This window comes from Streptomyces sp. NRRL F-2580 (assembly GCF_000720115.1).
GTDB lineage: Bacteria > Actinomycetota > Actinomycetes > Streptomycetales > Streptomycetaceae > Streptomyces.
The window spans coordinates 154,472-180,786 of record NZ_JOIR01000001.1; the positions used below are offsets into that span (position 1 = coordinate 154,472).

Annotated in this window: 26 protein-coding genes and 1 pseudogene; 14 read left to right on the top strand and 13 right to left on the bottom strand. The window is 72.9% G+C overall.

The features are described 5' to 3' along the window. Nucleotides 1–143: 143 nt before the first annotated feature. The 9 genes from IF88_RS0100775 to IF88_RS0100815 all read left to right on the top strand — a co-directional run bounded on the left by IF88_RS0100775 (nt 144) and on the right by IF88_RS0100815 (nt 8,220). A complete protein-coding gene (locus tag IF88_RS0100775; RefSeq protein ID WP_030706360.1) occupies nt 144–1,604 on the top strand; it encodes an RsmB/NOP family class I SAM-dependent RNA methyltransferase in 1,461 nt (486 codons plus the stop codon). A gap of 127 nt (nt 1,605–1,731) precedes the next feature. Beyond that, nucleotides 1,732–2,187, top strand: a complete 456-nt coding sequence (locus IF88_RS0100780) for a hypothetical protein (RefSeq protein WP_030706362.1) — start codon at nt 1,732–1,734, stop codon at nt 2,185–2,187. 7 nt (nt 2,188–2,194) lie between these two features. Next, on the top strand, nt 2,195–4,024 hold the full coding sequence (locus IF88_RS0100785) for an alpha/beta hydrolase (protein ID WP_037805400.1): 1,830 nt from the start codon (nt 2,195–2,197) through the stop codon (nt 4,022–4,024). A gap of 104 nt (nt 4,025–4,128) precedes the next feature. Then, nucleotides 4,129–4,980, top strand: a complete 852-nt coding sequence (locus IF88_RS39890) for a hypothetical protein (RefSeq protein ID WP_234323401.1) — start codon at nt 4,129–4,131, stop codon at nt 4,978–4,980. Between the two features lie 141 nt (nt 4,981–5,121). After that, nucleotides 5,122–5,808: a ribulose-phosphate 3-epimerase gene (gene rpe / locus IF88_RS0100795; protein WP_030706368.1), complete on the top strand. Its 687-nt coding sequence runs from the start codon at nt 5,122–5,124 to the stop codon at nt 5,806–5,808. A 105-nt stretch (nt 5,809–5,913) separates the two neighbouring features. Further along, entirely contained in the window at nt 5,914–6,963 is a 1,050-nt protein-coding gene (locus IF88_RS0100800) for a sugar-binding transcriptional regulator (RefSeq protein WP_199808010.1), read from the top strand. Between the two features lie 102 nt (nt 6,964–7,065). Further along, entirely contained in the window at nt 7,066–7,287 is a 222-nt protein-coding gene (locus tag IF88_RS0100805) for a CarD family transcriptional regulator (RefSeq protein ID WP_030012151.1), read from the top strand. A gap of 49 nt (nt 7,288–7,336) precedes the next feature. Next, the gene (locus IF88_RS0100810; RefSeq protein WP_030706376.1) at nt 7,337–7,795 is read left to right on the top strand and encodes a ribonuclease domain-containing protein; all 459 of its coding nucleotides are present in this window, start codon (nt 7,337–7,339) and stop codon (nt 7,793–7,795) included. Then, on the top strand, nt 7,792–8,220 hold the full coding sequence (locus tag IF88_RS0100815; RefSeq protein ID WP_078892618.1) for a barstar family protein: 429 nt from the start codon (nt 7,792–7,794) through the stop codon (nt 8,218–8,220). The genes IF88_RS0100810 and IF88_RS0100815 overlap by 4 nt, the downstream gene beginning before the upstream one ends. 77 nt (nt 8,221–8,297) lie before the next feature. Here IF88_RS0100815 and IF88_RS49265 read toward each other — a convergent pair whose 3' ends face one another. The 4 genes and pseudogenes from IF88_RS49265 to IF88_RS47565 all read right to left on the bottom strand — a co-directional run. Next, nucleotides 8,298–8,768 (bottom strand): group II truncated hemoglobin, encoded by a 471-nt coding sequence (locus tag IF88_RS49265; protein ID WP_030706378.1) that lies wholly within the window; start codon nt 8,766–8,768, stop codon nt 8,298–8,300. A 2-nt stretch (nt 8,769–8,770) separates the two neighbouring features. Next, nucleotides 8,771–9,094, bottom strand: coding sequence for a putative quinol monooxygenase (locus IF88_RS49270; protein ID WP_030706380.1), 324 nt, complete (start codon nt 9,092–9,094; stop codon nt 8,771–8,773). A gap of 73 nt (nt 9,095–9,167) precedes the next feature. Further along, a complete protein-coding gene (locus tag IF88_RS0100830) occupies nt 9,168–9,677 on the bottom strand; it encodes a hypothetical protein (protein ID WP_030706381.1) in 510 nt (169 codons plus the stop codon). Between the two features lie 373 nt (nt 9,678–10,050). Then, a pseudogene (locus tag IF88_RS47565) lies at nt 10,051–10,584 on the bottom strand (XdhC family protein); the annotation flags it as partial. A 474-nt stretch (nt 10,585–11,058) separates the two neighbouring features. Between IF88_RS47565 and IF88_RS0100840 the strand changes: the two are divergent. Then, nucleotides 11,059–12,501 (top strand): GuaB1 family IMP dehydrogenase-related protein, encoded by a 1,443-nt coding sequence (locus IF88_RS0100840; RefSeq protein ID WP_030706385.1) that lies wholly within the window; start codon nt 11,059–11,061, stop codon nt 12,499–12,501. Nucleotides 12,502–12,612: 111 nt separating this feature from the next. On the opposite strand, the gene IF88_RS0100845 is transcribed toward IF88_RS0100840, so the two are convergent. From IF88_RS0100845 to IF88_RS0100875, 7 genes are all read right to left on the bottom strand, one after another. Next, the gene (locus IF88_RS0100845) at nt 12,613–13,836 is read right to left on the bottom strand and encodes a hypothetical protein (RefSeq protein WP_030706387.1); all 1,224 of its coding nucleotides are present in this window, start codon (nt 13,834–13,836) and stop codon (nt 12,613–12,615) included. A 281-nt stretch (nt 13,837–14,117) separates the two neighbouring features. Beyond that, on the bottom strand, nt 14,118–15,341 hold the full coding sequence (locus IF88_RS0100850) for a histidine kinase (RefSeq protein ID WP_030706389.1): 1,224 nt from the start codon (nt 15,339–15,341) through the stop codon (nt 14,118–14,120). A gap of 17 nt (nt 15,342–15,358) precedes the next feature. Next, the gene (locus IF88_RS0100855) at nt 15,359–17,119 is read right to left on the bottom strand and encodes a cation acetate symporter (RefSeq protein WP_030706392.1); all 1,761 of its coding nucleotides are present in this window, start codon (nt 17,117–17,119) and stop codon (nt 15,359–15,361) included. Nucleotides 17,120–17,260: 141 nt separating this feature from the next. After that, nucleotides 17,261–17,536: a hypothetical protein gene (locus IF88_RS0100860; RefSeq protein WP_030706393.1), complete on the bottom strand. Its 276-nt coding sequence runs from the start codon at nt 17,534–17,536 to the stop codon at nt 17,261–17,263. Nucleotides 17,537–17,732: 196 nt separating this feature from the next. Further along, entirely contained in the window at nt 17,733–18,557 is an 825-nt protein-coding gene (locus tag IF88_RS0100865; RefSeq protein ID WP_030706394.1) for a LytR/AlgR family response regulator transcription factor, read from the bottom strand. A gap of 163 nt (nt 18,558–18,720) precedes the next feature. Then, nucleotides 18,721–19,701, bottom strand: a complete 981-nt coding sequence (locus IF88_RS0100870) for an SCO0930 family lipoprotein (RefSeq protein ID WP_030706401.1) — start codon at nt 19,699–19,701, stop codon at nt 18,721–18,723. Nucleotides 19,702–19,819: 118 nt separating this feature from the next. After that, a complete protein-coding gene (locus IF88_RS0100875) occupies nt 19,820–20,839 on the bottom strand; it encodes a GDSL-type esterase/lipase family protein (protein ID WP_030706403.1) in 1,020 nt (339 codons plus the stop codon). A gap of 414 nt (nt 20,840–21,253) precedes the next feature. Between IF88_RS0100875 and IF88_RS0100880 the strand changes: the two genes are divergently transcribed. Both IF88_RS0100880 and IF88_RS0100885 read left to right on the top strand, forming a co-directional pair. After that, nucleotides 21,254–22,735: an amino acid permease gene (locus IF88_RS0100880; protein WP_030706405.1), complete on the top strand. Its 1,482-nt coding sequence runs from the start codon at nt 21,254–21,256 to the stop codon at nt 22,733–22,735. A 10-nt stretch (nt 22,736–22,745) separates the two neighbouring features. Further along, nucleotides 22,746–23,201, top strand: a complete 456-nt coding sequence (locus IF88_RS0100885; RefSeq protein ID WP_007262967.1) for an Lrp/AsnC family transcriptional regulator — start codon at nt 22,746–22,748, stop codon at nt 23,199–23,201. Nucleotides 23,202–23,242: 41 nt separating this feature from the next. On the opposite strand, the gene IF88_RS0100890 is transcribed toward IF88_RS0100885, so the two are convergent. After that, nucleotides 23,243–23,542: a WhiB family transcriptional regulator gene (locus tag IF88_RS0100890; RefSeq protein ID WP_030706408.1), complete on the bottom strand. Its 300-nt coding sequence runs from the start codon at nt 23,540–23,542 to the stop codon at nt 23,243–23,245. A gap of 79 nt (nt 23,543–23,621) precedes the next feature. After that, nucleotides 23,622–24,338 (bottom strand): GNAT family N-acetyltransferase, encoded by a 717-nt coding sequence (locus IF88_RS0100895; RefSeq protein ID WP_051836226.1) that lies wholly within the window; start codon nt 24,336–24,338, stop codon nt 23,622–23,624. A 498-nt stretch (nt 24,339–24,836) separates the two neighbouring features. Between IF88_RS0100895 and IF88_RS0100905 the strand changes: the two genes are divergently transcribed. Next, nucleotides 24,837–25,280 carry a hypothetical protein gene (locus tag IF88_RS0100905; protein ID WP_051836228.1) on the top strand — a complete coding sequence of 148 codons (444 nt, stop codon included), beginning with the start codon at nt 24,837–24,839 and terminating at the stop codon, nt 25,278–25,280. Nucleotides 25,281–25,479: 199 nt separating this feature from the next. Further along, nucleotides 25,480–26,280: a carbon-nitrogen hydrolase family protein gene (locus tag IF88_RS0100910; protein ID WP_030706414.1), complete on the top strand. Its 801-nt coding sequence runs from the start codon at nt 25,480–25,482 to the stop codon at nt 26,278–26,280. Nucleotides 26,281–26,315: the final 35 nt, after the last annotated feature.

The window sequence follows — 26,315 nt, forward strand, 5'->3', positions numbered from 1 at the left end:
CGCGGCGGCGCGGGACCCGGGACCGTACGGGCCGACGCCCCGCCGGGGCGGTCGCCCGCCGCCCTTGCACCCCGTGACCGCAGCACCTCGTGACCGCAGCACCTCATGACCGCAGCACCTCGTAAACCCGGAGCACCTTTCACGTGAGCGAACAGCCCCGTCCCCGTCGCAACCCCGCAGGCCAGCGGCAGGCCAAGCCGCACCGGCGGCCCCAGAAGGACCCCGTCCGGATGCTGGCCTTCGAGGTGCTGCGGGCGGTGGGCGAGCGCGACGCCTACGCGAACCTCGTCCTGCCGCCGCTGCTGAAGAAGGCCCGCCAGGACGAGAGCTTCCAGGCACGCGACGCGGCACTGGCCACCGAGCTGGTCTACGGGACGCTGCGCCGGCAGGGCACCTACGACGCCGTCATCAAGGCGTGCATCGACCGGCCGCTGCGGGAGGTGGACCCGCCGGTGCTCGACGTGCTCTCGCTCGGCGCGCACCAGCTGCTCGGCACCCGCATCCCCACGCACGCCGCGGTCTCCGCGAGCGTGGAGCTGGCCCGGGTGGTGCTCGGGGACGGGCGCGCCAAGTTCGTGAACGCCGTGCTGCGGAAGATCGCCGCGCACGATCTGGACGGCTGGCTGGAGCGGGTCGCACCGCCGTACGAGGACGACGCCGAGGAACACCTCGCGGTGTACCACTCGCACCCCCGGTGGATCGTCAGCGCCCTGTGGGACGCGCTGGGCGGCGGCCGCGCCGGCATCGAGGACCTGCTGGAGGCCGACAACGAGCGGCCCGAGGTGACCCTGGTCGCCCGCCCCGGCCGGTCCACCCCGCAGGAGCTGCTGGACGCGGTCGGCGAGGACTCGGCGCTGCCCGGGCGCTGGTCGCCGTACGCCGTCCGGATGGCCGAGGGCGGCGAGCCCGGCGCGCTGGAGGCGGTGCGCGAGGGCCGCGCCGGAGTGCAGGACGAGGGCAGCCAGCTGGTGGCGATGGCCCTGGCGGCGGTGCCGGTCGAAGGCAGCGACGAGCGCTGGCTCGACGGCTGCGCGGGCCCCGGCGGCAAGGCGGCGCTGCTCGCCGCGCTCGCCGCGCAGCGCGGAGCCTTCCTGCTCGCCTCGGAGAAGCAGCCGCACCGGGCGCGGCTCGTGGAGCGCGCCCTCGCGGGCAACCCGGGCCCCTACCAGGTCATCACGGCGGACGGCACCCGTCCGCCGTGGCGGCCGGGCTCCTTCGACCGCGTCCTGATGGACGTCCCCTGCACGGGCCTGGGCGCGCTCCGCCGTCGCCCGGAGGCCCGCTGGCGCCGCCGCCCGCAGGACCTGGAGGGCTTCGCGCCGCTCCAGCGCGGACTGCTGCGCGAAGCGCTGTCGGCGGTGCGGGTGGGCGGCGTCGTGGGCTACGCGACGTGCTCGCCGCACCTGGCCGAGACCCGGGTCGTCGTGGACGACGTCCTGAAGGGGCGCGGCGCGGGAGCCTCGCCGGTGTCGGCGGAGCTGATCGACGCGCGGCCGTTCATGTCGGGCGTACCGGGTCTGGGCGACGGCCCGGACGTCCAGCTGTGGCCCCACCTGCACGGAACGGACGCGATGTACCTGGCACTGCTGAGGCGCACGGCGTAGCGCCGGGCCCCGATTCCCCGACCCCCGAGAGGGGCGGGCGCCTAGGTACGGGTACTCATGAGCCGTGCCTCGGTGCGATGTAGTGTTCCCGGCTGGTGTGATCAACGGGACAACGGGGGCTGCGCGCATGGCGTGGGACGAGTGGGAACAGATCAAGGCCGGTGAGGGCGAGGGGCACGTGGGCATGAGGCTCAACCATGTGCCCTCCGATCCCGGCACCGGCGGCCCGAGCGCCGTGACGGGAGGCCTCCAGTCCAGCAAGAAGGCGTGGACCACGGCCGCCGAGGGCGTGGGCTCCCTCCGCCCGACCCTCGGCACCGCGCTCACCAAGCTAGAGAACGGGCAGACCGGCATCGGCTCGACCGCCGGGTGTCTGAGCGCGGCCGCGCACAAGGACGTCTACGACTCCTGGAAGAAGTACGCCGAGAGCGTCAGCGAGCGGTGCGGCGCGCTCCAGGGTGTCCTGGACCAGGTGGGCCGCGACGTGCTGACGACCGACGAGGGCGTCCAGGCGGAGATGGACAGGCTGAACCACACGTACGCGGACACGGACGCCGTCGGCGGCCAGGCCAAGGGTCGGTGACGGCGCGATGGACTACGCCACCCTCAAGGCCTTCAAGCCGTCCGAGTTCGAGGAAGCGGCCGACGGCTACCGCACCCTCGGCAACTCGGCCCAGGCGGCCAGGGAGCACATCGAGAACACGGTCGCCACGGGCATGCGCAAGTCGCTGAAGGGCGAGGCGGCGGACGCCGCGCAGAAACAGCTCCAGGCCCTGGTGAAGAACTTCCACTACGCGCAGACCGAATGCGGTGTGATCAGCACCGCGCTCAACGGGTTCGCTTACGACATGGCGGCCGCCAAGCGGAAGCTGGAGGCGGCGATCGCCGACGCACAGGCGGACGGCTGCAAGGTGAACGACGACGGCTCGGTCGCGTTCCCCGCCGGACAGAAGCCGGGCGCAGAGAAGGCCACGGAGGGCGGCACCGTGACCGGGAGCGCGGGAGGGAACGAGACCTCCGACGCCCTGGAACGCCAGGCGGCGAACATCCACCCGAACCCGAACTACGGCAAGGCGATGGGGTACGCGAACCGCATCGCCGACGCGCTCAAGGAAGCCACGGACGCGGACGCCAAGTGGGAGCCGAAGATACGGGCCCTCAAGGCCGACGACGACCTGACCGTGTCCGGCAGCGACTGGAAGGACGTCACGTCGGACACGGACGGCGTGCGCGGGGCGGCCGACGGGTACCTCCACACGATCAAGCCACCGCCCAAGAACGACTGGCCCCAGGACAACGCCAACTGGTGGAAGGGCCTCACCGAGGAACAGCGCGAGGCCTACGTCTCCATGCACCCCGCGAGCATCGGAGCGCTCGACGGCCTCCCTTCCGCCGTACGCGACGACGCGAACCGCATCGTCCTCGCGGAACAGCGCGGCGCCAAGCAGGTGGAGTACGACGCCTGGCTCAAGAAGGAGCCGGAGCACTACAAGCCCTACATCAGCCCCATCACGGGCCGTGAGGTGAAGGGCGCGATGGTCCCGACGGACGAGTGGAAGAAGTGGGAGGAGAAGAGGAAGGAGATCGAGGACGGCACCAAGGGCATGGACGCCATACAGAAACGATTCGACACCTACACGAGCGAGAGCAGCCGCCCCTATCTCCTCGGCTTCGACGGCAAGGACATGGGGCGCGCCATCGTCTCCATCGGAAATCCGGACACCGCCGACAACGTGGTGACGTACGTGCCCGGGACGTTCGCCGAGCTGAAGTCCATCGACGGGGACATCGGCCGGGCCGAGCGTCTCCAGGCACAAGCGGAAGCCACCGACGGCTCCCGGAAGACGGCCTCGATCGTCTGGCTCGGTTACGACGCCCCGCAGGGCATCGCGACCGATGCGACGGAGACCAGGTGGGCGGACAACGCCAAGGAGCCGCTCGGCAACTTCATCCAGGGGATCGAGGAAGCCAACCACCGCGAGGGCGGCGTGAACCAGACGCTCCTCGGGCACAGCTACGGGTCCCTGGTGGTGGGCGAGACGATGAGCATGCACATCGACCTGCCGGTCGACAACGCCATCATGGTGGGCAGTCCGGGCGTGGGAGTGGACCACGCGAAGGACCTGAACATCCCACCGGACCGGGTCTTCGCGGCCACGTCCGACCACGACCTCATCAACCTCGCCCCGCCGACGGCCCGGGACCCGCTCAGCCCGAAGGCTTGGTGGGACTCCTTCGACGACCACACGATCGTCCACGGAACCGACCCGACCAGCGATGACTTCGGGGGCCAGGTCTTCGAGGTCCCCGACGGCAAGTGGCCGCTCGAGGACTGGGAAATGATGCCGGCGCACTCCCAGTACTGGGACGACAAGCCCCTCAGAAGCCTGGCAAGGATCGTCACAGGAGGACAGCCGTGAATCCACGCAAGGCATTCTCAGCTGCTGCACTGCTCGCCTTGACGGTCACGGTGACCGCGTGCGGGACACAGGAAGACGACGGAGAGACGGCGAAGCAGGTCACGATGAACGAGCAGCAAGCGACCGACCGGGCGGAAGAGATCATCCACCAGGCGGTGGACGTCATGTCGCCCCAGCCGACGCTGGAGCGTTTCGGCCCCGCGACCGTCGGCCCCTGCATCGCCAGGGACGATCACGGCCCGGACGACCGACTGCAGGTCACCCTCTTCTACAAGCTCACCGGTGTTCCGGGGTCCGAGGCCAAGAACCTGGTGCTGCAGGCGCGGGACGCCTGGCTGAAGCAGGGCTACAAGTACAACTCGTCGAACGAGGAGGACATGTCGGGCCCCTTCCCCTGGGTGAGCATGCGTACGGAGCCGGACGACTTCTGGATGGAAGGGATCACCGGGGTTCTGGACCGCGCCAAGGGCGAGGGCCTAGCGACCCTCAAGGTGATCTCGCCCTGCTTCCTCCCGCCGGGCAAGACCAAGGCCTCGGGGGCGGCCCCGGCCGGTCCCGCCGCGTACGAGGCCCCGTCGCCCGACGATCCCGCCACGCGCCGGGCCCTCGCCCACTCCAGCCGGATCTACGACGCGCTGCAGGCTGGATCGGCGCCCACGCAGCCCGGGGAAGGCCTCAGCACGGTCCGGGACGAGTCGGGCGCCTCGGTCCACCACACCTGGTCGACCGAGCCGCTGCCGGAGGGCGAGAGGGTGGCCGCCGTCGCGCGCGCGCAGACGTTCTTCCAGAGCGCGGGGTGGACCGTGCGCCGGGTACCGACGGTCGAGGGCACCCCGGCCGTCGTCGCCGGCCACCCCGGAGACCGCACGGTCGCGCAGGTCGCGACCTCGACCACCGGAGCGGTGCGCGTCGCGGTGACGACACCCGCCAACGGTCCGGCCTCCGCCGACGCGTGACAGCCGGCGGGACCGGGTTCCGGTCCCGCCGGCCCTTAAGGGCGGGTGAAGCATCCTCCGGGATGGGTTAAGCGTTGCTACGCTCGTCCTGACTTGCGGGGTCGTGGCCGGAACCGGCCGTAGGCATGGCAGGCTTGGGGCATGGCCGCGCAGATTTATCCCAGCATCCTGTCCGCCGACTTCGCCCGACTCGCCGAGGAGGCGAGGGCCGTCGAGGGGGCCGACTGGCTGCATGTCGACGTCATGGACAACCATTTCGTCCCGAACCTCACCCTCGGCATGCCCGTCGTGGAGTCCCTGAGCCGGGCCACGGACATTCCGCTGGACCTCCACCTGATGATCGAGAACCCGGACCGCTGGGCCCCGCAGTACGTGGAGGCCGGTGCGGGTTCGGTCACCTTCCACGCCGAGGCCGCGGCGGCGCCCGTGCGCCTCGCGCGGGAGATCCGGGCCAAGGGGGCGCGGGCGTCGATGGCGCTCAAGCCCGCGACGCCCATCGAACAGTACGAGGACATCCTCCCCGAGCTCGACATGCTGCTGATCATGACGGTCGAGCCCGGCTTCGGCGGCCAGCCCTTTCTCGACATCATGCTCCCCAAGATCCGCCGGACCCGGGAGCTGATCTCCAAGCACGGCCTGGAGCTGTGGCTGCAGGTCGACGGCGGGGTCTCGGCCTCGACCATCGAACGCTGTGCCGAGGCCGGCGCCGACGTGTTCGTGGCGGGCAGCGCGGTCTACGGCGCGGTCGATCCGGCCGCCGCCGTACGCACGCTGCGTGAGCAGGCGGGTGCGGCGATCGCCGCGGCGCCGTGGGCTTGCGACCACTGAGCCAAGGGTTGATGAACAGCTCGGTGAACGGGAGCTGTCCAGGCTGATCAACGGCCGTCGGATCTGACAGGATGAACGGCGAGTCGAGAGTGTGAACACGAGAGTGTGAACAGCAGTGAGGAGAACGCGGTGTCTGCAATGTCGGCGGGACGGTCAGCCCTGCGGATGGGACCCGCGGAGCTGGTGCAGGCGGCGGCCATGGCGCGCCGTTTCTACCTCGAGGGCAAATCCAAGATCCAGATCGCCGAGGAGTTCGGCGTGAGCCGCTTCAAGGTGGCCCGGGTCCTGGAGACCGCCCTGGAGCGTGACCTCGTACGGATCGAGATCCGGGTACCGGCCGAACTCGACGCGGAGCGTTCGGACGCGCTCAGGGCCCGGTACGGGCTCCGGCACGCCGTCGTGGTGGAGTCGCCCGCCGACGCCACCGAGGACGCGCCCGACCCGGAGAACCTGGGCGCGGTCGCCGCCGATCTGCTGGGCGAACTGGTCAACGAGGGCGACGTACTGGGCCTGGCGTGGGGGCGGTCGACCATTCACATGGCCGCCTCCCTGCACCGGCTGCCGCAGTGCACCGTGGTCCAGCTGACCGGCGTCTACGACGCGGGGACCGCCGAGCGCGGTTCGGTCGAGGCCGTGCGCAGGGCCGCCCAGGTCTCGGGGGGCGACGCGCACCCGATCTACGCGCCGATGCTGCTGCCCGACCCGGCGACGGCGGCCGCGCTGCGCAGCCAGACCGGGATCGCGCGCGCCTTCGAGTACTTCGACAAGGTGACGGTCGCGGCCGTCTCCATCGGGTCGTGGGAGACGGGCATCTCCACCGTCCACGACATGCTGACCGACGAGGAGCGGGCCCACTACGCCTCGCTCGGCGTCGCGGCCGAGATGTCCGCGCACCTGTTCGACTCCGAGGGTCGGCGGGTCGGCCGGGACCTCGGCGAGCGGTGCATCACCGTCGAGGCGGACCGGCTGCGGCGGATCCCGGAGGTCGTGGCCATCGCGGGCGGGCTGCGCAAGGCCTCCGCGATCGGGGCGGTGCTCCGGTCCGGGCTGGTGACCAGCCTGGTCACGGACACGGCGGTGGCCGACTACCTGCTGACCGAGTCGGCCCCCGGACTGCGGCCCGCGCTGGAGCGGGCCGATCCCGACGACCTGTAGCGGCGGATCGGCGCTTCGTCGCGGCGGCCGGCGCGGATGGTGCCGGAATTGAGATCCGAACGGCGGACCGCGCGGCGGCCTGCTGGGCGCATACTGGTTCCAATGACAAAGTCAGCAGTACCTCGCCGCCATTTGCCGTCCAGCCCGTTCAAGGCCCCCGTGGAACAGCCCATCCGGCAGTTCAACGTCGGCGACCGGGTCACTCACGATGAGCACGGCCTCGGCCGTGTCGTCGGAATCGAGGAGGGGATCGCTGTTCTCGTTGACTTCGGTTCGGTCCAGAAGCGAATCCTGAGTCCCTACACCAAGATGGCCGCACTCTGAGGCCACCGGGCGATTCGCGAGCGAATCGGATATTTGGCACGATCGGTGCATGATCTTTCGGAACGTGCCCCGATCGTTGCTGCGTTTGCTTGGGGCCGTGTTCCTCTGTGCCGCGCTGGTCGGCGCGGTGGGCTGTGGCGGGCAGAAGCCCGCGCCCGCCGCGGCCAGCGCCAGCGCCAGTGCCCGCGGGGTCGGTCCCGGCAGTAGTACCGCTCCCGCGTGGGCGAAGGGGATGGCCACCGTACGGGCCGACGCGCTGCCGCAGCAGGCCCGGGACGTGCTCGCGCTCATCGACAAGGGCGGGCCGTATCCGTACCGGCAGGACGGCACCGTCTTCGGGAACTTCGAGAAGGCCCTGCCCCGGCAGAAGCGCGGCTACTACCACGAGTTCACGGTGCGGACGCCCGGGGAGCGGGACCGCGGGGCCCGGCGGATCGTGACGGGTGAGGGTGGGGAGTTCTTCTACACGGACGACCACTACGACACCTTCAAGGCGGTTCTCCGATGAGCCTGGACCCGCAGCCGCTCGCCCCCGCGCTCGCGGCGGCCGATGCCGCCGGCTGGACGACCGTACGGCTGGACCTGGACGGCGTACTGGGCAAGGCGGAGCTGATGCGGCGGTGCGGGGTCGCGCTGCGGCTGCCGGAGTGGGTCGGCGGGAACTGGGACGCGTTGGCCGACGCGATGCGGGACCTGTCGTGGCTGCCGCAAGCCGCGGGGCGGCTGGTGGCGGTGACCTCGTGGCGTGGCTATGCCGCCGCGCGGCCCGGCGAGTGGGAGACGTTGGTGGAGGTGCTGGAGGAGGCCGTGGACTTCTGGCGGGAGCAGGAGGGTGGGCCGGGGCTCACCGTGCTGCTGGCCGAGGCCGAGGCCGAGGCCGGCCCGGCTGCCGGGGCTCGGCGGATGCCGGGCCCTAAGCGCCGGCGGGGCTGAAGGATCGGGGCTCCGCGCCTCGAACGCCGGAGGGGCTGGATCGGGCGGAGCCCCGGTTCCTTCTCGTTCAGGTGTGCTCAGTCCGTCTTCGGGATCCACGGTGGGGTCTGGCCCCAGGACCAGACCGGGATCTTGGCCGCGTCCACCGGGGGTGGGTTGGGGCCCGAGTAGATCAGGGCCATGCGGGTGCCCCACTCGATGTAGTAGGCGAAGACCCCGCGGAACTCCGGGTCCGTCGGGAGGCCGACCTCGTCGGCCGTGTCCATCAGCAGGTCCACCCAGCGGCGGCGTTGCTTCTCGGTGATCCCGCGGCCCAGGTGCTTGGTGGCCATGTGCCGGTGGCCGCCGTGGTGGGCGGTGTAGTCCGACGGGCCGCCGAAGACCTCCGACAGCCAGATCGCGACGTGCTGCGGGTGCTCCGAGTCCATGCCGGCGAAGACCGGGGCCAGGATCTCGTCCTGCAGCGCGTGGGCGTAGAAGGCGTCGGTGAGACGGTTCATCGCCTCCGCGCCGCCCATCCACTCGTAGATGGTGGGTGTGGTGCTCATGGCTATCCGGCGGCCTTTCCCGTGCCCACGACGCCCGTCACGAGGTAGTGCTGCATCTCCTCGATGGCCGTCACGTACGGACGGATCGCGCTGAAGAACGCCGGGAAGTGCTCGCCCTTGCGGAATCCGCCCAGGTGGGCCTCGATCGAGGTCCAGCGGATGCGCAGGATGTAGCGCTCCTTCTCCTCCTCGCACCGGGCCAGTTCGTAGTCGATGCACTCGGGTGACGCGGCCAGGGCCTCGGCGGCTCGGGCGTACGCGTCCTCGAAGGCCGGCTGGTCGTCCAATGCGATCCGGTAGCGGATGTATTCGACGGTGGTGGTCATGGGTGAGTGCCTCTCCCTGGGTGGTGGTCTCGGCCAGCCTTACGCGATCATGCGCCGGAGTGGGGCCGATCGGTCATTCGGACCCGGACTTCCTGGAGTCGGTCTCGCCGGAGACGTCCGGGCCCTGCTCACGGACCTGGCGGACCTTGTCCAGGGAGTCGCGCAGTTCCGTCAGCCAGGTGTCGGTGTTGCGTCCGACGAGGCGGACGCACCAGGCCAGGGCGTCGGCCCGGCTGCGGGCGACCCCGCCGGCGACCAGGGTGTCGAGGACCTGGCGTTCGGACTGGCGCAGGCGGGTCATCACCGGGACGGCGAGGTGGGTGAAGAGCGTCGTCTCCTCACCCACCCGTACGCCCCAGGCGACCTTGCGGCGGTAGAGGGACTCGGCCTCGCGGGCCACCTCGATGCGCTGTTCGCGGGTGCGTTCGCGGAACTCCTTGACCGACTCGGTCGCCGGTATGACGCCGACGACCGTGATCTCCTCGCGGTCGGCCGTGACCGAGAGGAGGGACTCGTAGACGTCCACCGGCAGGCGCTCGGCGAACCACGCGCGGAGCTGTTCGCTCTGTTCAGCTGTAATCATGTAATCAACGTTGCATCCGATACCTTCTTGATCGCAAGGGCTCGGACGTTCGCTCTCAGCCCATCGAGCGGTAGCGGTGGATCAGGGAGACGGCCATCGCGCCCTCGCCCACGCCCGAGGCGACCCGCTTGACCGAGTGGGCGCGGACGTCGCCCGCCGCGAAGACGCCGGGGACGCTCGTCTCCAGCGGGTAGGGGGCCCGCTCCAGGCTCCACTCGGCCGGGAGTTCCCCACCGTTCGCGATCAGGTCCGAGCCGGTGAGGACGAAGCCGTACTCGTCCCGGTCCACGACGCCGGCGAGCCAGTCGGTGTGCGGGCGGGCGCCGATGAACGTGAACATGAACCGGGCCGGGACCTCCTTGTCCTCGCCGGTGCCGGTGCGCCCGGCCAGCAGCAGGGCCCGTACCCGCCCGGCGGCGGCCCGGTCCAGGGCGGGGCCGCCGGCGAGCCCGCCCTCGTAGGAGCCGTCGGCGTGGACGGCGAGCGCCCGGCCGAGCTGGCGGGGCGGGCCGGAGACCACCCGGGCGAGCGCGGCGCGGCTCCCCACCGCGGCGGCGTCGAGCACCGAGCCGAGCACGGGCCGCACGGGGTCGAGTCCGCGCACCGGGGTGACCAGCACGTCCAGGACTCCCCCGCAGGTCAGGCCCACCGCGAAGGCGTCGTCGTCGCTGTAGCCGAAGCGGTGCAGGCCGCCTTCACCGGAGGCGATCGCGTCGAGGCACAGCTCGTGCGCGGCGGATTCCACGCAGCCCCCGGAGATCGAGCCGAGGGCGGTGCCCCGGTCGTCGACGGCGAGGGAGGCGCCGGGGCCGCGCGGGGCGCTCCCGCTGACCGCCACCACGGTGGCCAGCGCGAATTCCCGCCGCGCGGCACACCACGCGCGTAGCTCGTCGGCTATGTCAAGCATCAGCGGATGTACTCGCGGCGCGGGGTCTGGCCGGGGAGGTACGGGCGCGGCGGCAGTACGGCCGGGGTCGCCGGCCGGGCCGGGGCGGGGCCGGGCCGCGGGGGCGGCCGGCCGGGTGACGGCGGGGCGGGCGGGCGCGGGGTATCCGTCGGGGAGCTGGGGCCGGGTGCCGAGCAGTCTGGCGGCGTGGGCCACGCTCGCGAGGGTGGCGTGGTGGTGCCAGCCGCGGAAGGAGCGGCCCTCGAAGTCGCGGATGCCCAACGCAGACACGCACCCACGCCGAACGCGACAGACGGCTGGAGGGGTCGTCCAGGCCGGCCGGGACCATGGTCCCGTAGGAAAGAACGACGGGGCCCGGTATGTCCTGGACGATCGGCCCGGACCGTGTGAACGCCAGGTCGTGGGAGAATGAAGTACGTGCGTTTCCTCGGCTGACCCGTCGGGGTACCTCCGATCGACTGGGATGTTCAGCACGTGCGTTTCCTCAATGACTCGAAGCCGCCGTACGACCTGACGTACGACGATGTGTTCATGGTTCCGAGCCGCTCCGCGGTCGGTTCCCGCCAGGGCGTGGACCTCTCCTCGCCCGACGGCACCGGCACCACCATTCCGCTGGTCGTGGCGAACATGACCGCCATCGCGGGCCGCCGGATGGCCGAGACCGTCGCCCGCCGCGGCGGCATCGTCGTCATCCCGCAGGACATCCCGATCGAGATCGTCACCGACGTCATCTCCTGGGTGAAGACCCGCCACCACGTGCTCGACACCCCGATCACGCTGGCACCCACCCAGACGGTCGCCGACGCGCTGTCCCTGCTGCCCAAGCGCGCCCACGGCGCCGGTGTCGTCGTCGACGGCGAGGGCCGCCCGGTGGGCGTCGTCACCGAGCACGACCTGACCGGTGTCGACCGCTTCACCCAGCTCTCCGAGGTCATGTCGAAGGAGCTGCTCCTCCTCGACGCCGACATCGACCCCCGCGAGGCCTTCAACAGGCTCGACGCCGGCCACCGCAAGCTGGCCCCGGCCGTCGACAAGGACGGCAAGCTCGTCGGCATCCTCACCCGCAAGGGCGCCCTGCGCGCCACCCTGTACACCCCGGCGACCGACGCCAACGGCAAGCTGCGCATCGCGGCCGCCGTCGGCATCAACGGCGACTTCGTGGCCAAGGCCAAGCAGCTGCTCGACGCGGGCGTGGACACGCTCGTCATCGACACGGCGCACGGCCACCAGGAATCGATGATCAACGCGATCAAGGCCGTCCGCGCGCTGGACCCGCAGGTCCCGATCGTGGCCGGCAACATCGTCGCCGCCGAAGGCGTCAAGGACCTCATCGACGCCGGCGCCGACATCATCAAGGTCGGTGTGGGCCCCGGCGCCATGTGCACCACCCGCATGATGACCGGCGTGGGCCGCCCGCAGTTCTCCGCAGTGCTGGAGTGCGCGGCCGAGGCGAAGAAGCACGGCAAGCACGTCTGGGCCGACGGCGGCGTCCGTCACCCGCGCGACGTGGCGATGGCGCTGGCCGCCGGTGCGTCCAATGTGATGATCGGCTCCTGGTTCGCCGGTACGTACGAGTCCCCGGGCGACCTCCAGCAGTCCGCCGACGGCCGCCTCTACAAGGAGTCGTTCGGCATGGCCTCGGCGCGTGCGGTGCAGAACCGCACGAGCGAGGAGTCGGCCTACGACCGTGCCCGCAAGGGCCTGTTCGAGGAGGGCATCTCCACCTCGCGGATGTTCCTCGACCCGGCGCGTCCGGGCGTCGAGGACCTGATCGACTCGATCATCGCCGGTGTCCGCTCCTCGTGCACGTACGCCGGGGCGGGCTCGCTGGCGGAGTTCGAGGAGAAGGCGGTCGTCGGCATCCAGTCCGCGGCCGGCTACGCCGAGGGCAAGCCGCTGCACGCCAGCTGGAGCTAGGCCGTATGTCGTCCGTGGCCCCCGGGCCCGTCCACCACGGGCGGCCCGGGGGCCACGCCCGTACCCGGGGGGCCTGCCCGCGGCCCCCGAGCCCCAATCGCCGGCGGGGCTTCAAGACCGCTCGGTGACCGCCAGGGAGCGGGCCATGTCGCCCTGGATCATCAGCGCGGAGACCCGTTTGAAGTCCACCGCGGCCCGCCGGTCCGGGTCCGTGGTCCGGGCGCGGAGCGCGCCGAGGAGGTCCACCGCCCCGGGGCGGCGCAGCATCAGCGCCGCGTCCGCCAGCCGCTCCTCCAGCGCGTCGCGGGTCTCCCGCTTCCGCGGGTCGCCCTGTGCGATGGCCCGCTCCAGCAGCTCGGCCGCCGCGCCCGGCGCCCCGGCGATCAGCGCCGGCGCCGAGTCCGCCAGCCAGCGCACCGCCCACGGGGCCAGCCGGCCGCCGCGCACCAGCTGTCCGGCGGTCCGGGCCGGATCCAGGCCCGCGTCGGCGAAGGCCCGCGCGGCGTCCTGGTGCAGGGCGGCGCGCAGGGCCCCGGGGGTCTCGGCGTACAACGCCAGCCGCAGCGCCGGGTGGCGAAAGCGCAGGGAGCCGCCGGTGTCTGTCAGCAGCCCGGCCGCCACCGGCTCCTCCAGCTCCGCGAGCAGCTCGCGGGCCGCCCCGCCCCGTACGAGGGCCAGTTCGCGCGCGGTGAAGGCAGGACCCAGCAGCGCCGCGTGCCGCAGGAGGGTGCGCGCCGGTGCGGAGAGCCGGCCCGGCTCGCGGGTCAGCGAGGCGGGCGGTGGCGGCAACTCATCCTCGGGCGCGAGGAGTTCCGCGCGGTCCCCGTCGACGCGGACGAGCCCGGACCAGTGCGCGAGCAGCTCCCGCAGCAGCCGCGGGTTGCCGCCGGCCTGCTCGGCGGCCTCCCGCAGCCGGGGCCCGGGCTCCGCGCCCAGCAGGTCCCGGACCAGCCCGGCGGCCTCCGCCCCGGACAGCGGCTCCAGCCGGAACGCGCGCCCGCCCGGGGTCGAGCACAGCTCCTCCAGCTCGGGCCGCGTGGGCAACGGCCGCCGGGTCGCGGCCAGCAGCAGCGGCAGCCGGCCCGCCACCGCCTGGTCGGCCAGGCGCCGCCACAGCAGCAGGCTGGCCGCGTCCGCCCACTGGGCGTCGTCCAGCACCAGCAGCAGCGGCCGCTGTGCGCACCACTCCTCGACGGCGGCCGTCAGCAGGTCCATGGCGGCCAGCAGGGCGCCGCCCGGCCGCGCCGCCTCCTGCGCCTCCCGCAGGAGGGCGACGGCCGCCGCTCGGTCCGGGCCGCGGGGGTGCAGGCAGTCCAGGGCCGCGTGCAGCGGCACTTCGACCCGGGGGCGGCTGCCGCCGCGTACCGCACGCGGCAGCCCAGGGCCGCCGCCCGCGTCAGGGCGTCCCGTACGAAGTCGGTCCGGCCCGCGCCGGGCTCGCCCTCCATGACCAGGAAGCCCCCACCACCCTCGGCGCCCCCGCGCACCCACCGCCACAGCTCGTCACGAAGCTGCTCTCGCCCGACCCGCACGTCGGCGATCCCTTCCGCAGTCACCGCGGGGGGTGCCCCGCCGGTCACGTCGCGCCCCTCCCCGGATGACACGGGATCGGGTGCTCAGGGGCGTGGGGGATGGTGTCCGGACGGTGAACTGTGCACGCCCGCACGGTATTTGGGAATGCGGATGGTGACCTTCATGCCTGCGCCGACGCCCGTCTCGATCACCGGCCCGTACTCGTCCCCGTACACCTGCCGGATCCGCTCGTCGACATTGGGCAGCCCGATGCCGGAGGAGGAACCGTTGCACTCCCCGGCCAGGATCCGGCGCAGCAGGGCCGGATCCATCCCCACCCCGTTGTCCTCGACGGTGATCACCGCCTCCGCGCCCGCGTCCTGCGCGGTGATGGTGATCCGGCACTCCTCGGTGGAGTCCTCCAGCCCGTGCTTGACGGCGTTCTCCACCAGGGGCTGCAGGCACAGGAACGGCAGCGCCACCGGCAGCACCTCCGGCGCCACCTGCAACGTCACCTTCAGCCGGTCACCGAACCGGGCGCCCGCCAGCGCCAGGTACTGCTGGACGGAGCGCAACTCCTCGGCCAGCGTGGTGAAGTCGCCGTGCCGGCGGAAGGAGTACCGGGTGAAGTCCGCGAACTCCAGCAGCAGCTCCCGGGCGTGCTCCGGATCGGTCCGTACGAACGAGGCGATCGCGGCCAGCGAGTTGAAGATGAAGTGCGGGGATATCTGCGCCCGCAGCGCCTTGATCTCCGCCTCCATCAGCCGGGTCCGCGAACGGTCCAGCTCGGACAGCTCCAGCTGTACGGACACCCACCGCGCGACCTCCGTGGCGGCCCGCACCAGCACCGCCGACTCCCGCGACCCGTACGCCACCAGCGCGCCCAGCATCCCGTCCTCACCGGTGAGCGGGGCCACCACCGCCCACTTCAGCGGACAGTCGGGCCGCTGGCACCCTGTCCGCACGCTCTGGCTGCGCCCCGACTCCAGCGTCACCGCCACCCGGGCCATCGCCCGCCGCTCGTGGTGGTCGGCGCCCGGCCCGTCCCAGGCCAGCACCGACTCCCGGTCCGTGAGGCACAGCGCCTCCGTGCCCAGCAGCGAGCGCAGCCGCCGGGCGGCCTTGCGGGCGGCGTCCTCGGTCAGCCCGGCGCGCAGCGGGGGAGCGGCCAGCGAAGCCGTGTGCAGGGTGTGGAAGGTGGCCCGCTCCACCGGCGTCCCGAGGTCCAGCCCGGCCGCCCGCTCGCCGCGCCGGGCCTGCCGGCGGCCCGCCGCCCAGCCCGCGCCCAGCAGCAGGACCGCAGCCGCCACCACCAGCACGGCCAGCATGGCCGGGCACAGCGCCGTCACCGCGGACCCGCCCCCTCGCTCCGCCGGGGGGAGGAGGCCCACGCCCGGTCCACGGCCACGTTCTCCGGCAGGTGCAGCCGGGCCAGCGTGGCCGCCGTCCCCGCCGGGATCCGCGAGCGGGTGGCCAGCGACACCGCGACCATCGTCAGGAACCCGAGCGGCACCGACCACACCGCCGGCCACGCCAGCAGCGTGTGCGGCCAGCCCGCCGGGGCCAGCCCCGTCCGGGTCGCCAGCACCGCGCTCAGGGCCGCCCCGCCACCGGTGACCAGCCCGGCCACCGCCCCGGGCGGGGTCAGCCCGCGCCACCAGATGCCCAGAACCAGCAGCGGACAGAACGAGGAGGCCGACACGGCGAAGGCCAGCCCCACCGCGTCCGCCACCGGGACGTCGGTTGCCGCGACGCTCCCGCCCAGCGGCACGAGGATCGCCACGAGCACCGCCGAACGGAAGCTGCGCACCCCGCGCGCCGGCAGCACGTCCTGGTGCAGCACCCCGGCCACCGCCATCGTCAGTCCCGAAGCCGTCGACAGGAACGCCGCGAAGGCACCCCCGGCCAGCAGCGCCCCCAGCAGCTCGCCGAGCAGTCCGCCGAGCATCCGCTCGGGCAGCACCAGCACCGCCGCGTCCGCGTCGCCGGTCAGAGCGAGTTCGGGGGCGTAGATCCGGCCCAGTGCCCCGTACACCGGCGGCAGCAGGTAGAAGGAGCCGACCAGCCCGAGCACGACCAGCGTGGTGCGCCGGGCGGCCCGCCCGTTGGGGCTGGTGTAGAAGCGCACCGCCACATGGGGCAGGCCCATCGTGCCGAGGAAGGTGGCCAGGATCAGCCCGTAGGTGGCGTACAGCCGGTGCTCCGGGCGGTCCCCGGACAGCGGCTCCGACCAGCTGGACACCCCGAGGCCGGCTTCCGCGCGGGTGTCCGGGACGGGCGTGTCCGGGGCGAACTCCAGCCGCGCGTGCGCCCGTACGGAATGCCCGCCGGGGGCCAGGGTCAGCGGGACGGCCACGTAGCCGCGTCCGTCCACCTGCCCGGTCACCGTGACCGTCAGCGGCTCGTCCAGGGACAGCCGCACGTCCTCCGCGAGGGTCACCGAGGTGTGCTCCCGGAAGGCCGCCGGTGCGTCGAAGGTGGCCCGCGGCGCCCCGTCCCCCGCCCAGGCGGCCATCAGGAAGAAGGCCGGGACCAGCAGCGCGGTGAGCTTGAGCCAGTACTGGAAGGCCTGGACGAAGGTGATGCTGCGCATCCCGCCGGCGGCCACCGCCGCGCTCACCACGAAGGCCACGACCAGCCCGCCGACCCAGTGCGGGGCCCCGGTCAGGATCTCCAGCGTCAGCCCGGCGCCCTGCAGCTGCGGCAGCAGGTACAGCCAGCCCACCCCGACCACGAACAGCACCGCGATCCGGCGCACCGCCTGCGACTCCAGCCGGGCCTCGGCGAAGTCGGGCAGCGTGTACGCGCCGGAACGTCGCAGCGGGGCCGCGACCAGCGCGAGCAGCACCACGTACCCGGCCGTGTAGCCCACCGGGTACCAGAGCATCGCGGGCCCCTGGAGGAGCACCAGCCCCGCCACCCCGAGGAAGGACGCGGCCGAGAGGTACTCCCCGCTGATGGCCGCCGCGTTGAGCCGGGGCCCCACCGTGCGCGAGGCCACGTAGAAGTCGGAGGTGGTCCGGGATATGCGCAGGCCCAGCGCGCCGACCAGGACGGTGACCACCACGACGACGGCGACCGCGGTCAGCGCGTACGTCTGGTTCACCGGGCGGTCCTTCGGCGGAGGGGGTGGAGACCGGAGTCTATGCACGAGCCCGGACCCGGCGACAGGCACGATCCGGCCCTGCGGCGGCGCTGCCGGGGGCTCCGCCGGGCGGTCCGCCGGGGACCCCGCGCCGCTGGTGGATCAGACCGCGGGGTCGCGGTGCTCGGCGCAGTCCCGCAGGGCGATCTCCAGCTCCACGTACGACTCCTCCGCGCGCCGGAAGGCCAGCGTCAGGGCGGCCTCCGCGCGCGGCGGCACCTGCTCGCGGACGCCCTCACGGGCCTCGTAGAGGATGTCGGCCCAGCGGGCGGCCGCACTGCGCAGCCGGGCCAGCAGGGCCTCCGCCTCGGCGGGCCCGGCGGGCGGGGTGCGGGGCAGTCCGCTCAGGGCGTCGACCAGCGCCTGGATCTCGGACATCTCGCTCCTCCCGCGCCGGAAGATCCACGATACGCAGGGGCGATGGCAGTGGCGGACCGTTCACGCCGGCGGTGCGGCCGACGGCTCCGGCGGATCGCCGTACGTCCCTCCCCGCGCGACGAACGGCACCCGCGCGCGCCGGACGGTCGCCGACCGGTGGACGGGCGCGCCGGACGGCCCCCGGCGGCGGCCGCTTTCAGCCAGTGGCGTGCCGCATCAGAAGATCCCGCAGCTCCCGTGCGTGCCGGCGGCTGACCTGGAGCTCCGCCGAACCCACCCGGACACTGGTCGTGCCCGCGTCCAGCCGGATCTCGTCGATCCGGGACAGCGCCACCAGATGGCGGCGGTGGATCCGTACGAACCCGCGCGCCGCCCAGCGCTCCTCCAGCGTGGACACGGGGATCCGCACCAGGTGGCTGCCCTCGTCGGTGTGCAGGCGGGCGTAGTCGCCCTGCGCCTCGACGTAGGCGATGTCGGCGATCGCCACGAAGCGGGTGACTCCGCCCAGTTCGACCGCGATCTGCTCCGGTGCGCGGTCGGCGACCGTGACCTCGGGGGCCGGGCGGTGCGGTGGCGCCGGGGCCGACGGGCTCGCCGCCGGCTCGGCGGGGGGCGGTACCTCCTCGGCGCGGCCCAGCTGCGCGCAGGCCCGCCGGACGGCCTCGGCCAGCCGCTGCGGGCGCACCGGCTTGAGCACGTAGTCCACGGCCTTCAGGTCGAAGGCCTGTACGGCGAAGCCCTCGTGGGCGGTGACGAACACGATCAGCGGCGGCTGCGCGAACCCGGCGAGCAGCCGGGCGATGTCCAGACCGGTCAGCCCGGCCATGTGGATGTCGAGGAACACCACGTCGATGGCGTCGGCCCCGTCCGGTCCGGACTCCAGCGCCCGGGTGACCCGGCGCAGGGCCTCGGTGGCGTCCGAGGCGCCCTCCGCGCTGAGCACGCGGGGGTCCGAGCGCAGCAGGTAGAGGAGTTCCTCCAGGAGCGGCTTCTCGTCGTCGACGGCAAGTACGCGCAGCATGCCGCCGAGTCTAGGTACCGGCGCGCCGCGGCGGAACGGGGCGCGACCCCCGCCCCGGGGGATGGAGGCAGGGGCCGCGCGACCGTGGTGGGGGGCCTGGAGGGGGCTCGGAGGTGTCCCGGACTTGCCGTCCCCGGACCGTCCCCGAGCTACTGTCCCGGGACTATTGGACGGTGATGAGCTTGCCGTCGGGGGCGACGGCGTACCAGGTGCCGCCCACGCCCTGGCCGTTGATGTCGCCGGGCTTCTTGTCGCCGGTGAAGGTGTAGACGGGCCAGCAGTTGACGGTCTGCTGCTTCTTGCCGTCCGGGCGGTCGAGGACCAGGTAGTTCTTCTCGACGATGCCCTTGGCGTTGCCCTGGGCCACCGGGGGGACGACCGGCCACTTGGCCAGGCAGTCGCCGACGCACTTGGAGACCATCGGCCACGCGGTGTCCGGCTTGAACCGGTAGACGGTCATGCCCTTGCCGTCGACGATGTGGTCGCCCAGCTTGGGGTCCTTCGCCACGGTGAGCGCGGCGTCCGCCTCGGCCGCACCCGCCTCGGCCCCGACGGCCGCACCCGCCTCGGCCCCGCCGGCCGCGGGCGCCGCCGCCTTCGCCGCCTTCTTGCCGTCGGAGGCCAACGCGAACCACACCCCGCCGACGCCCTGACCGTTGAAGTCGCCCGCCTTGGTGTCCTTGTTGAAGCGGTACGCGGGCCAGCCGGCCACCGTCAGCTGCTTGCTGCCGTCGCTGCGCACGACCTCGCCGAGGAGCGAGGGGTCCATGCCCGCCGCGGCGGTGGCGTCGCCCGCGGCGACCACCGGCCAGGTCTTCTCGCAGTCCCCGTCGCAGTTCGACTTCGGCGGCTTGGCCGTGTCCTTGTCGAAGCGGTAGAGGGTGAGGCCGGCGCTGTCGGTGAGGACCGCGCCCAGCTGGTCGTTGTTGGCGATCGCCAGCTGCCCGGCGGCCTTGGCGCCCGATCCCGACCCCGCGTCCGCGGCGGGGGCTCCGTACCCCCCGTCCGCGGCGGGGGCCTGGGAGGCGGCGCCGGCCGGCTGGGCGCTGTCGGCCGCCTTGTCGTCCGACGGACCGCATGCGGTCGCCGCCAGGACGACCGCCATCGCGACGGCTGCAAGGGTGGTTCCGCGCTTGATGCCCATCTTGATCTCTCCCACGTGTGGTGTCTGTCGTGCCGTCGCCCCCGGCGGCGGCAACTGTGCTCAGGACACGCCCTGATGGCAGGGATCTGTTCAAGGGAGCTCGTGTGGGCTGTTTCACTCACCCCGGGCCGAACCCGGCGCGCCGCAGGGCCGTGGCCACAGCGAGGCCGAGGACCTGGTGTCCGCTGTCGTTGGGGTGCAGCCCGTCCTCCAGGTGCTCGGGACCGAGCAGGTCCCGGCCCGGGAGAACGGCGAGCCGGTCGTCCCCGGCGGCGATCCGGTCCCGGGTGGCGCGCTCCATCGCGTCGCGCAGCGCGCCCAGGGTGGCGCCGAGCTTGTTCGGGGTGCGCTCCGCGTCGGGCCGCAGCAGCGGCGAGACCAGCAGCAGCGGGGTCCGCGGGTGACCCTGCCGGACCAGGTCGAGGAAGGCGCGCGTGGTCTCGTACAGCAGGGGTGCGGAGAAGGGCATCCGGGACCAGCAGTTGGTGCCGAAGGCGAGCGTGAGGACGTCGGCGGGCAGGCCAGCGAGCTGCTCGGCGGTGGTGAGTTCGCCGCGCGCCGCGCCCGCGTAGCCGAGGTTGACGGTGTCCCAGCCGAGCGCCCGGCCGGTGACGGCGGGCCAGCCGTGCGCGGGACGGGTGGACCACCAGCCCTCGGTGATGGAGTCGCCGTGCACGACCCAGCGCGGGGCGGCCGGCGCCGGGGCGAGGGGGCCGCCGATCCCGCGCAGGCCGAGGATCAGCGGGGACTGGGTCTCGGGCGGATGGATGGTGAACGGGCCGGTGCCGCCCCCCAGGCCGATCCGTACGACGGCCTCCGCGGCCGGTTCGGTGAACACCTCGGCGACCACTCCGTGCCGGTCCCAGAGCGCGAAGCCGTGCGCGAGGTCGCGCAGGGCGTCGGTGGGGCCGGGCACGGTCGCCCGGTAGCGGACCTCCACCGCATGCGCGGTCTCGGTGGTGAACTCCAGCCGGACCCCTATGGGCAGGGTGGACCGCTCGCCGGTGTCCCAGGGCAGCCGCATGGTGTCCGCGGGGTCGGCCCGCACCGGGCGCCCCTTGTCCAGCCAGGCGACCCCGCGCAGGAACGGCTGCGGATCCTGCCACGGCCACTGCTGGTCCGCGCCCGGTCTGCTCACGCTCCGCCTCCGATCGTGTGTCCGTGGTCTCGGCGACCCGTACCCCGCTCGTACCCGGATCCATCGCCTCCGGTCGCACCAATGCCGCCAGGCGGCACGCTGCGGCACACCTGACGAGGTGTCAAGAAAGGGGGTCCGGAGAGGGCTGCGCAGCGATCGATCATCCGTACGCAACAAAGGACCATCCCGGACAGATCCGCGCAACGATCGTGCGCCAATGTGCAAGGATGGTGCATTACGGGCGGTATCACTCAGCTCGTAGGCTCACTCGCTGTACGTGGAGTGGCGGATCGCCAGCTCGGCGGTCCTCCCATGCTCAGGCCCTTCCCCCGTCGGGCCCTGTCCTGCTCCGGATCGTCGCGGTCGACGCCTCATCCCCGACCTCCCCGATCCGCAGTGACAAGGAGTCCCCTCGTGCTCGACCACGGCCAGGCGCCACCGCTCGCCACGAAGCCCGTCAACCCGCTGCTCCGCCGCAAGCCGGTGGAGCAGCTGGTCTCCGAGGGCGGCCAGGGTGAGGGCGGCGCGCTCAGGCGCTCGCTCACCATGTGGCAGCTGACCATGATCAGCATCGGCGCCACCCTGGGCACCGGCATCTTCGTCGTCCTCGGCGAGGCCACCCCGATCGCCGGGCCGGCCGTCTTCGTCGCGTTCATCCTCGCGGGCCTGACCGCGCTCTTCTCGGCGCTCTCCTACGCCGAGCTCGCGGGCTCCATCCCCGTCTCGGGCTCCTCGTACTCCTACGCCTACGCCACCATGGGCGAGCTCATAGCCTGGGTCTGCGGCTGGTGCCTCGTCCTGGAGTACGGCGTCTCGGTCGCGGCCGTCGCCGTCGGCTGGGGCCAGTACCTCAACGAGCTGCTCGACGGGACCCTCGGCTTCACCATCCCCGAGGGCTTCTCCGCCCCGCTGGGCGAGGGCGGCTACATCAACCTGCCCGCCCTGGTCGTCGTCCTGCTCTGCATGGTCTTCCTGCTGCGCGGGGCCAAGGAGAGCGCCCGGATCAACTCGATCATGGTCGGCGTCAAGATCGTCACGCTGGTGCTCTTCTGCGTCATCGGCTTCATGGGCATCAAGGCCGGCAACTACACCCCGCTGGCCCCGCTCGGCGTCACCGCCATCAGCACCGCCGCCTCCATGCTGTTCTTCTCGTACATCGGCTTCGACGCCGCCTCCACCGCCGGTGAGGAAGCCAAGAACCCGAAGAAGGACCTGCCGCGCGCGATCATGCTCTCGCTCGCCATCGTCACCGCGATCTACTGCCTCGTCGCCCTGGTCGCCGTCGGCGCCATGCCGTGGCAGGAGTTCGAGGGCAGCGAGGCCGCCCTGGCCCAGATCATGGAGAACGTCACCGGACACTCCTTCTGGAGCGTCATCCTCGCCGCGGGCGCCGTCGTCGCCATCGCGAGCGTCGTCTTCGCCGTCCTCTACGGTCAGACCCGCATCCTCTTCGCCATGTCCCGCGACGGCCTGATGCCCAAGGCCTTCGCCAAGGTCGACCCGAAGACCGGCACCCCCCGCGTCAACACGATCATCGTCTGCCTCTTCTGCGGACTGCTCGCCGCCTTCATCCCGCTGGGTGAACTGGCGAACGCCACCAGCATCGGCACGCTCTTCGCGTTCGCGCTGGTCAACGTGGCCGTCATCATCCTGCGCAAGACCCGCCCGGAGATGAACCGCACCTTCAAGGTCGCGCTCTTCCCGGTCACCCCGATCGTGGGCTTCCTCCTCTGCGCCTACCTGATGACGGAGCTGCCCGGAATCACCTGGCTGGTCTTCGGTGGCTGGATGGCCGTCGGGCTCGTGATCTACTTCTTCTACGGCATGCGCCGCTCCAGCCTGGCCACTGTGGCCGCCCCGGCCGCCCCGGCCGAGGAGGCCGCTGAACAGAAGTGATTCACCCCCCGTGCGACTGAACGATCTCGACGAACGCATCGTGCACGCCCTCGCCGAGGACGCCCGCCGCTCCTACGCGGACATCGGCTCCGAGGTAGGGCTCTCCGCCCCCGCCGTGAAGCGGCGGGTGGACCGGCTGCGCGCCGAAGGCGCCATCACCGGCTTCACCGTGCGCGTGGACCCGGCCGCCATGGGCTGGGAGACCGAGGGCTTCATCGAGATCTACTGTCGGCACAACACCTCGCCGGACGACATCCGGCGAGGACTGGAGAGATACCCCGAGGTGGTGTCCGCGTCGACCGTCACCGGCGACGCGGACGCCCTCGTCCAGGTCTTCGCCTCCGACATGCGGCACTTCGAACGGGTCCTGGAGCGCATCGCGGGCGAGCCCTTCGTGGAGCGCACCAAGTCGGTCCTCGTCCTCTCCCCGCTGCTCCGCCGCTTCACCTCCGGCGCACCGGCGTAGGCCCCCTCGGGGTGGGGGAGGCCCGGCCGGCCGACGGGGGCCTAGGCCCGCCCGGCCAAGGTCATCCCCGCCGGGCCCAGGAGCGCGTGGCGCTCCTCCTCCGTCAGGCCGCCCCAGACGCCGAACGGCTCGCGGGTGCGCAGGGCGTGGTCGAGGCAGGCCGTCCGGACCGGGCAGGCCGCGCAGACCCGCTTCGCTGCGGCGTCCCGCTCCTCGCGGTCCTCGCCCCGCTCACCGGCGGGGTGGAAGAACCGGCCGGACCCCAGGTCCCGGCAGGCCGCCCGGGACTGCCACTGCCAGAAGTGGTGCGCGGAGCCGGGCAGGCGTGAGACGTCGGTCATGGCAGTTCCTTTCCGTGGGTTGTCCCGCGTGTGACCACTCGCCGCCCACTGAAACCCGCCGTCGCCGACGGCTTCCGGATCAGGCCCCTGCGGCCGGTGTGCGCAGCCCGAGGAAGACCGGGCGGCGGCGCACCGTGAAGCCCATCGACTCGTAGAGCCGGACGGCGCCGGTGTTCGCCGCTGCCGCGTGCAGGAACGGGTTGTCCCCGCGCTCGCGGACCGCCGCCGCGACCGCACGGGTCAGCCGGCCGGCCAGGCCCCGGCCCCGGTGGTCCGGGTGGGTGCACACCGCGCTGATCTCCGACCAGCCCGCCGGCCGCATCCGCTCCCCGGCCATCGCGACGAGCCGGCCCCCGTGGCGGATCCCGAGGTACGTGCCCAGCTCGACCGTCCGGTCCAGGAACGGGCCCGGCCGGGTCAGTCCGACCAGCTCCAGCATCTCCGGTACGTCGCCGCGCCCCAGCGGGACCGCCTCCGGCGCGGCCTCGGCCCGTACCCCCCGGCCGTCCAGCTGAACGCCCGGCACCGTCATCAGCGTCTCCCAGTCCGCCGGCGGGGTCGGCAGCCCGGTCACCCAGACCTCCTGACCGGGCCCCACCAGCGCGGCCAGGTCCGCCCACGCCGCGGGATCCTCCGGGTCGCGGAGCGCCGCGAAGGGGGACGTGTCCGAGGCGTACCGGCCGGCCAGACCCGTGGGCCCCAGCTCGGCGAAAGCGCGGTGGGTCCCGGTCAATGCGGCCCAGACCGGGTTGTCGAGCACAGCGCTGTCGGACAGGGTTCCGGTCTCGGGGGACATGGGTGCGGGACTCCTTCCGTGGGGCGGCGGCGACCGTCCCGCGGCCGCCTTCTTGACGGCCCCGGGCGCCGCCACGAAACTGCGGGGGACGGCCGCGACGAACGTGCCCGGCCCGGGAAGCCTAGCCACCGCGAGGCGGGCGGCCGCGACGCGGGCCGCCGCGGCCGGGACGGACCGGGGGCAGGCCTGGGGCAGGCCGAGGACAGGACGGGGGTGGAGCACCGGTGGACACGGCCTGGACGGCGGAATCGGGAGCCCCGACCCTGCGGCGCTGGTGGCTGACCCGGCGCCTGCACATCGACCTCCTGCGCGTGTGCAGCGCATTCGGCTCGCGCGGCTGACCCCTCCCGCAGACGAGTGACCCGGACCGGGCGTGCGCGACGGCGCCCGGAGCGCCGGCCTGCGCAGCGCCGCCCCACCGGGGCGCGGCCCCGCCCAGGCCACCACCGTGACCTGGCCGCCGTGCGCCCAGGCCGCCCGCGCCACCCCAGGAGAGCCATGTCCCACACCGTCCTGCCCCGCACCGGCCCGGCCCCCGCCCCGCGCGGCCGCATCGGGGCCGGTTTCTCCCCCGTCCCGCACCGCTACCGCCTCTACCTCCGCGCCGACTGTCCCCGCTCCCGGCAGGTGGCCGCCGCCCTCGCCCTGCTGGGCCTCGACGACTCCGTCGCCACCACGGTCCTCGGCACCCGCACGGGCACCGGCGTCGGCTCCGGCGTCCGCTCCGACATCGGCTCCGACATCGGCTCCGACATCGAATCGGCCGGGTACACCGCGCTGCGGCTCGCGTACGAGGCCGCCGGCCACCACTTCGACGGCACCAGGACCGTCCTGGCCCTCGTCGACACCTGGAGCGGCCGCGTCGTCTCGGACCACACCCCCGACATCCTCGACGACCTGCGCTTCCTGGCCGGCCACCCGGCCTTCCGCAAGGCCGCGTAGCAGGGGCCGACGGAGGGGGTCCGCGAAGGTCCGCAGGGGTTCCCCGAGAGCCTCTGGGGGCCCCGCGCAACGAATCGCCGCACCCGTCGTGGAACACGCAACGAATCGATGCGCGCAGCGCAACGGTCACGGCTTGTCCGGGTGGAGCGCGCGAACGTACCTTCGTATGACCCCACCCCTCCTGTCACAGAGGTAGTCCATGCCTGCGCTGCGCACCGCCCTCCTCCAGAGCTCCGGAGTTCTCGGCGACACCGCCCAGAACCTCAAGGCGCTCGACGAGGCGGCGGCACGTGCCGCGCAGGGCGGGGCCGGGCTCCTCGTCACCTCGGAGATGTTCCTGACCGGCTACGCGCTGGACCTCCAGGACATCCCCGGGCTCGCCGAACCGGCCGACGGCCCGTCCGCCGTCGCCATCGGCGAGATCGCCCGCCGTCACGGCATCGCCGTCCTGTACGGCTACCCGGAGCGGGGGGACGACGCCGTCTTCAACGCGGCGCAGCTCATCGGCCCCGACGGGGTGCGTCTCGCGAACTACCGCAAGACCCACCTCTTCGGCTGCTTCGAACAGGACGCCTTCACCCCCGGCGACACCCCCGTCGTCCAGGCGGACCTCGGCGGCCTCCGCATCGGCATCATGATCTGCTACGACGTGGAGTTCCCCGAGAACGTCCGGGCGCACGCGCTCGCCGGCACCGACCTCCTCCTGGTGCCGACCGCGCAGATGCACCCGTTCCAGTTCGTCGCCGAACAGCTCGTCCCCGTACGGGCCTTCGAGAACCAGATGTACATCGCGTACGTCAACCGCACCGGCCCGGAAGGCGAGTTCGAGTTCGTCGGACTCAGCTGCCTGGCGAGCCCCGACGGGGTCACCCGGACCCGGGCCGGACGCGGCGAGGAGCTGGTGTTCGGCGAGGCCGACCCCGAGCTGCTGGCGGCATCCCGCGAGACCAACCCCTATCTGCGGGACCGACGCCCCGGGCTCTACGCCTCCCTCGTCTAAGACCTCTTTCCCCAGCCCTGCCGCAAGGAGACGTA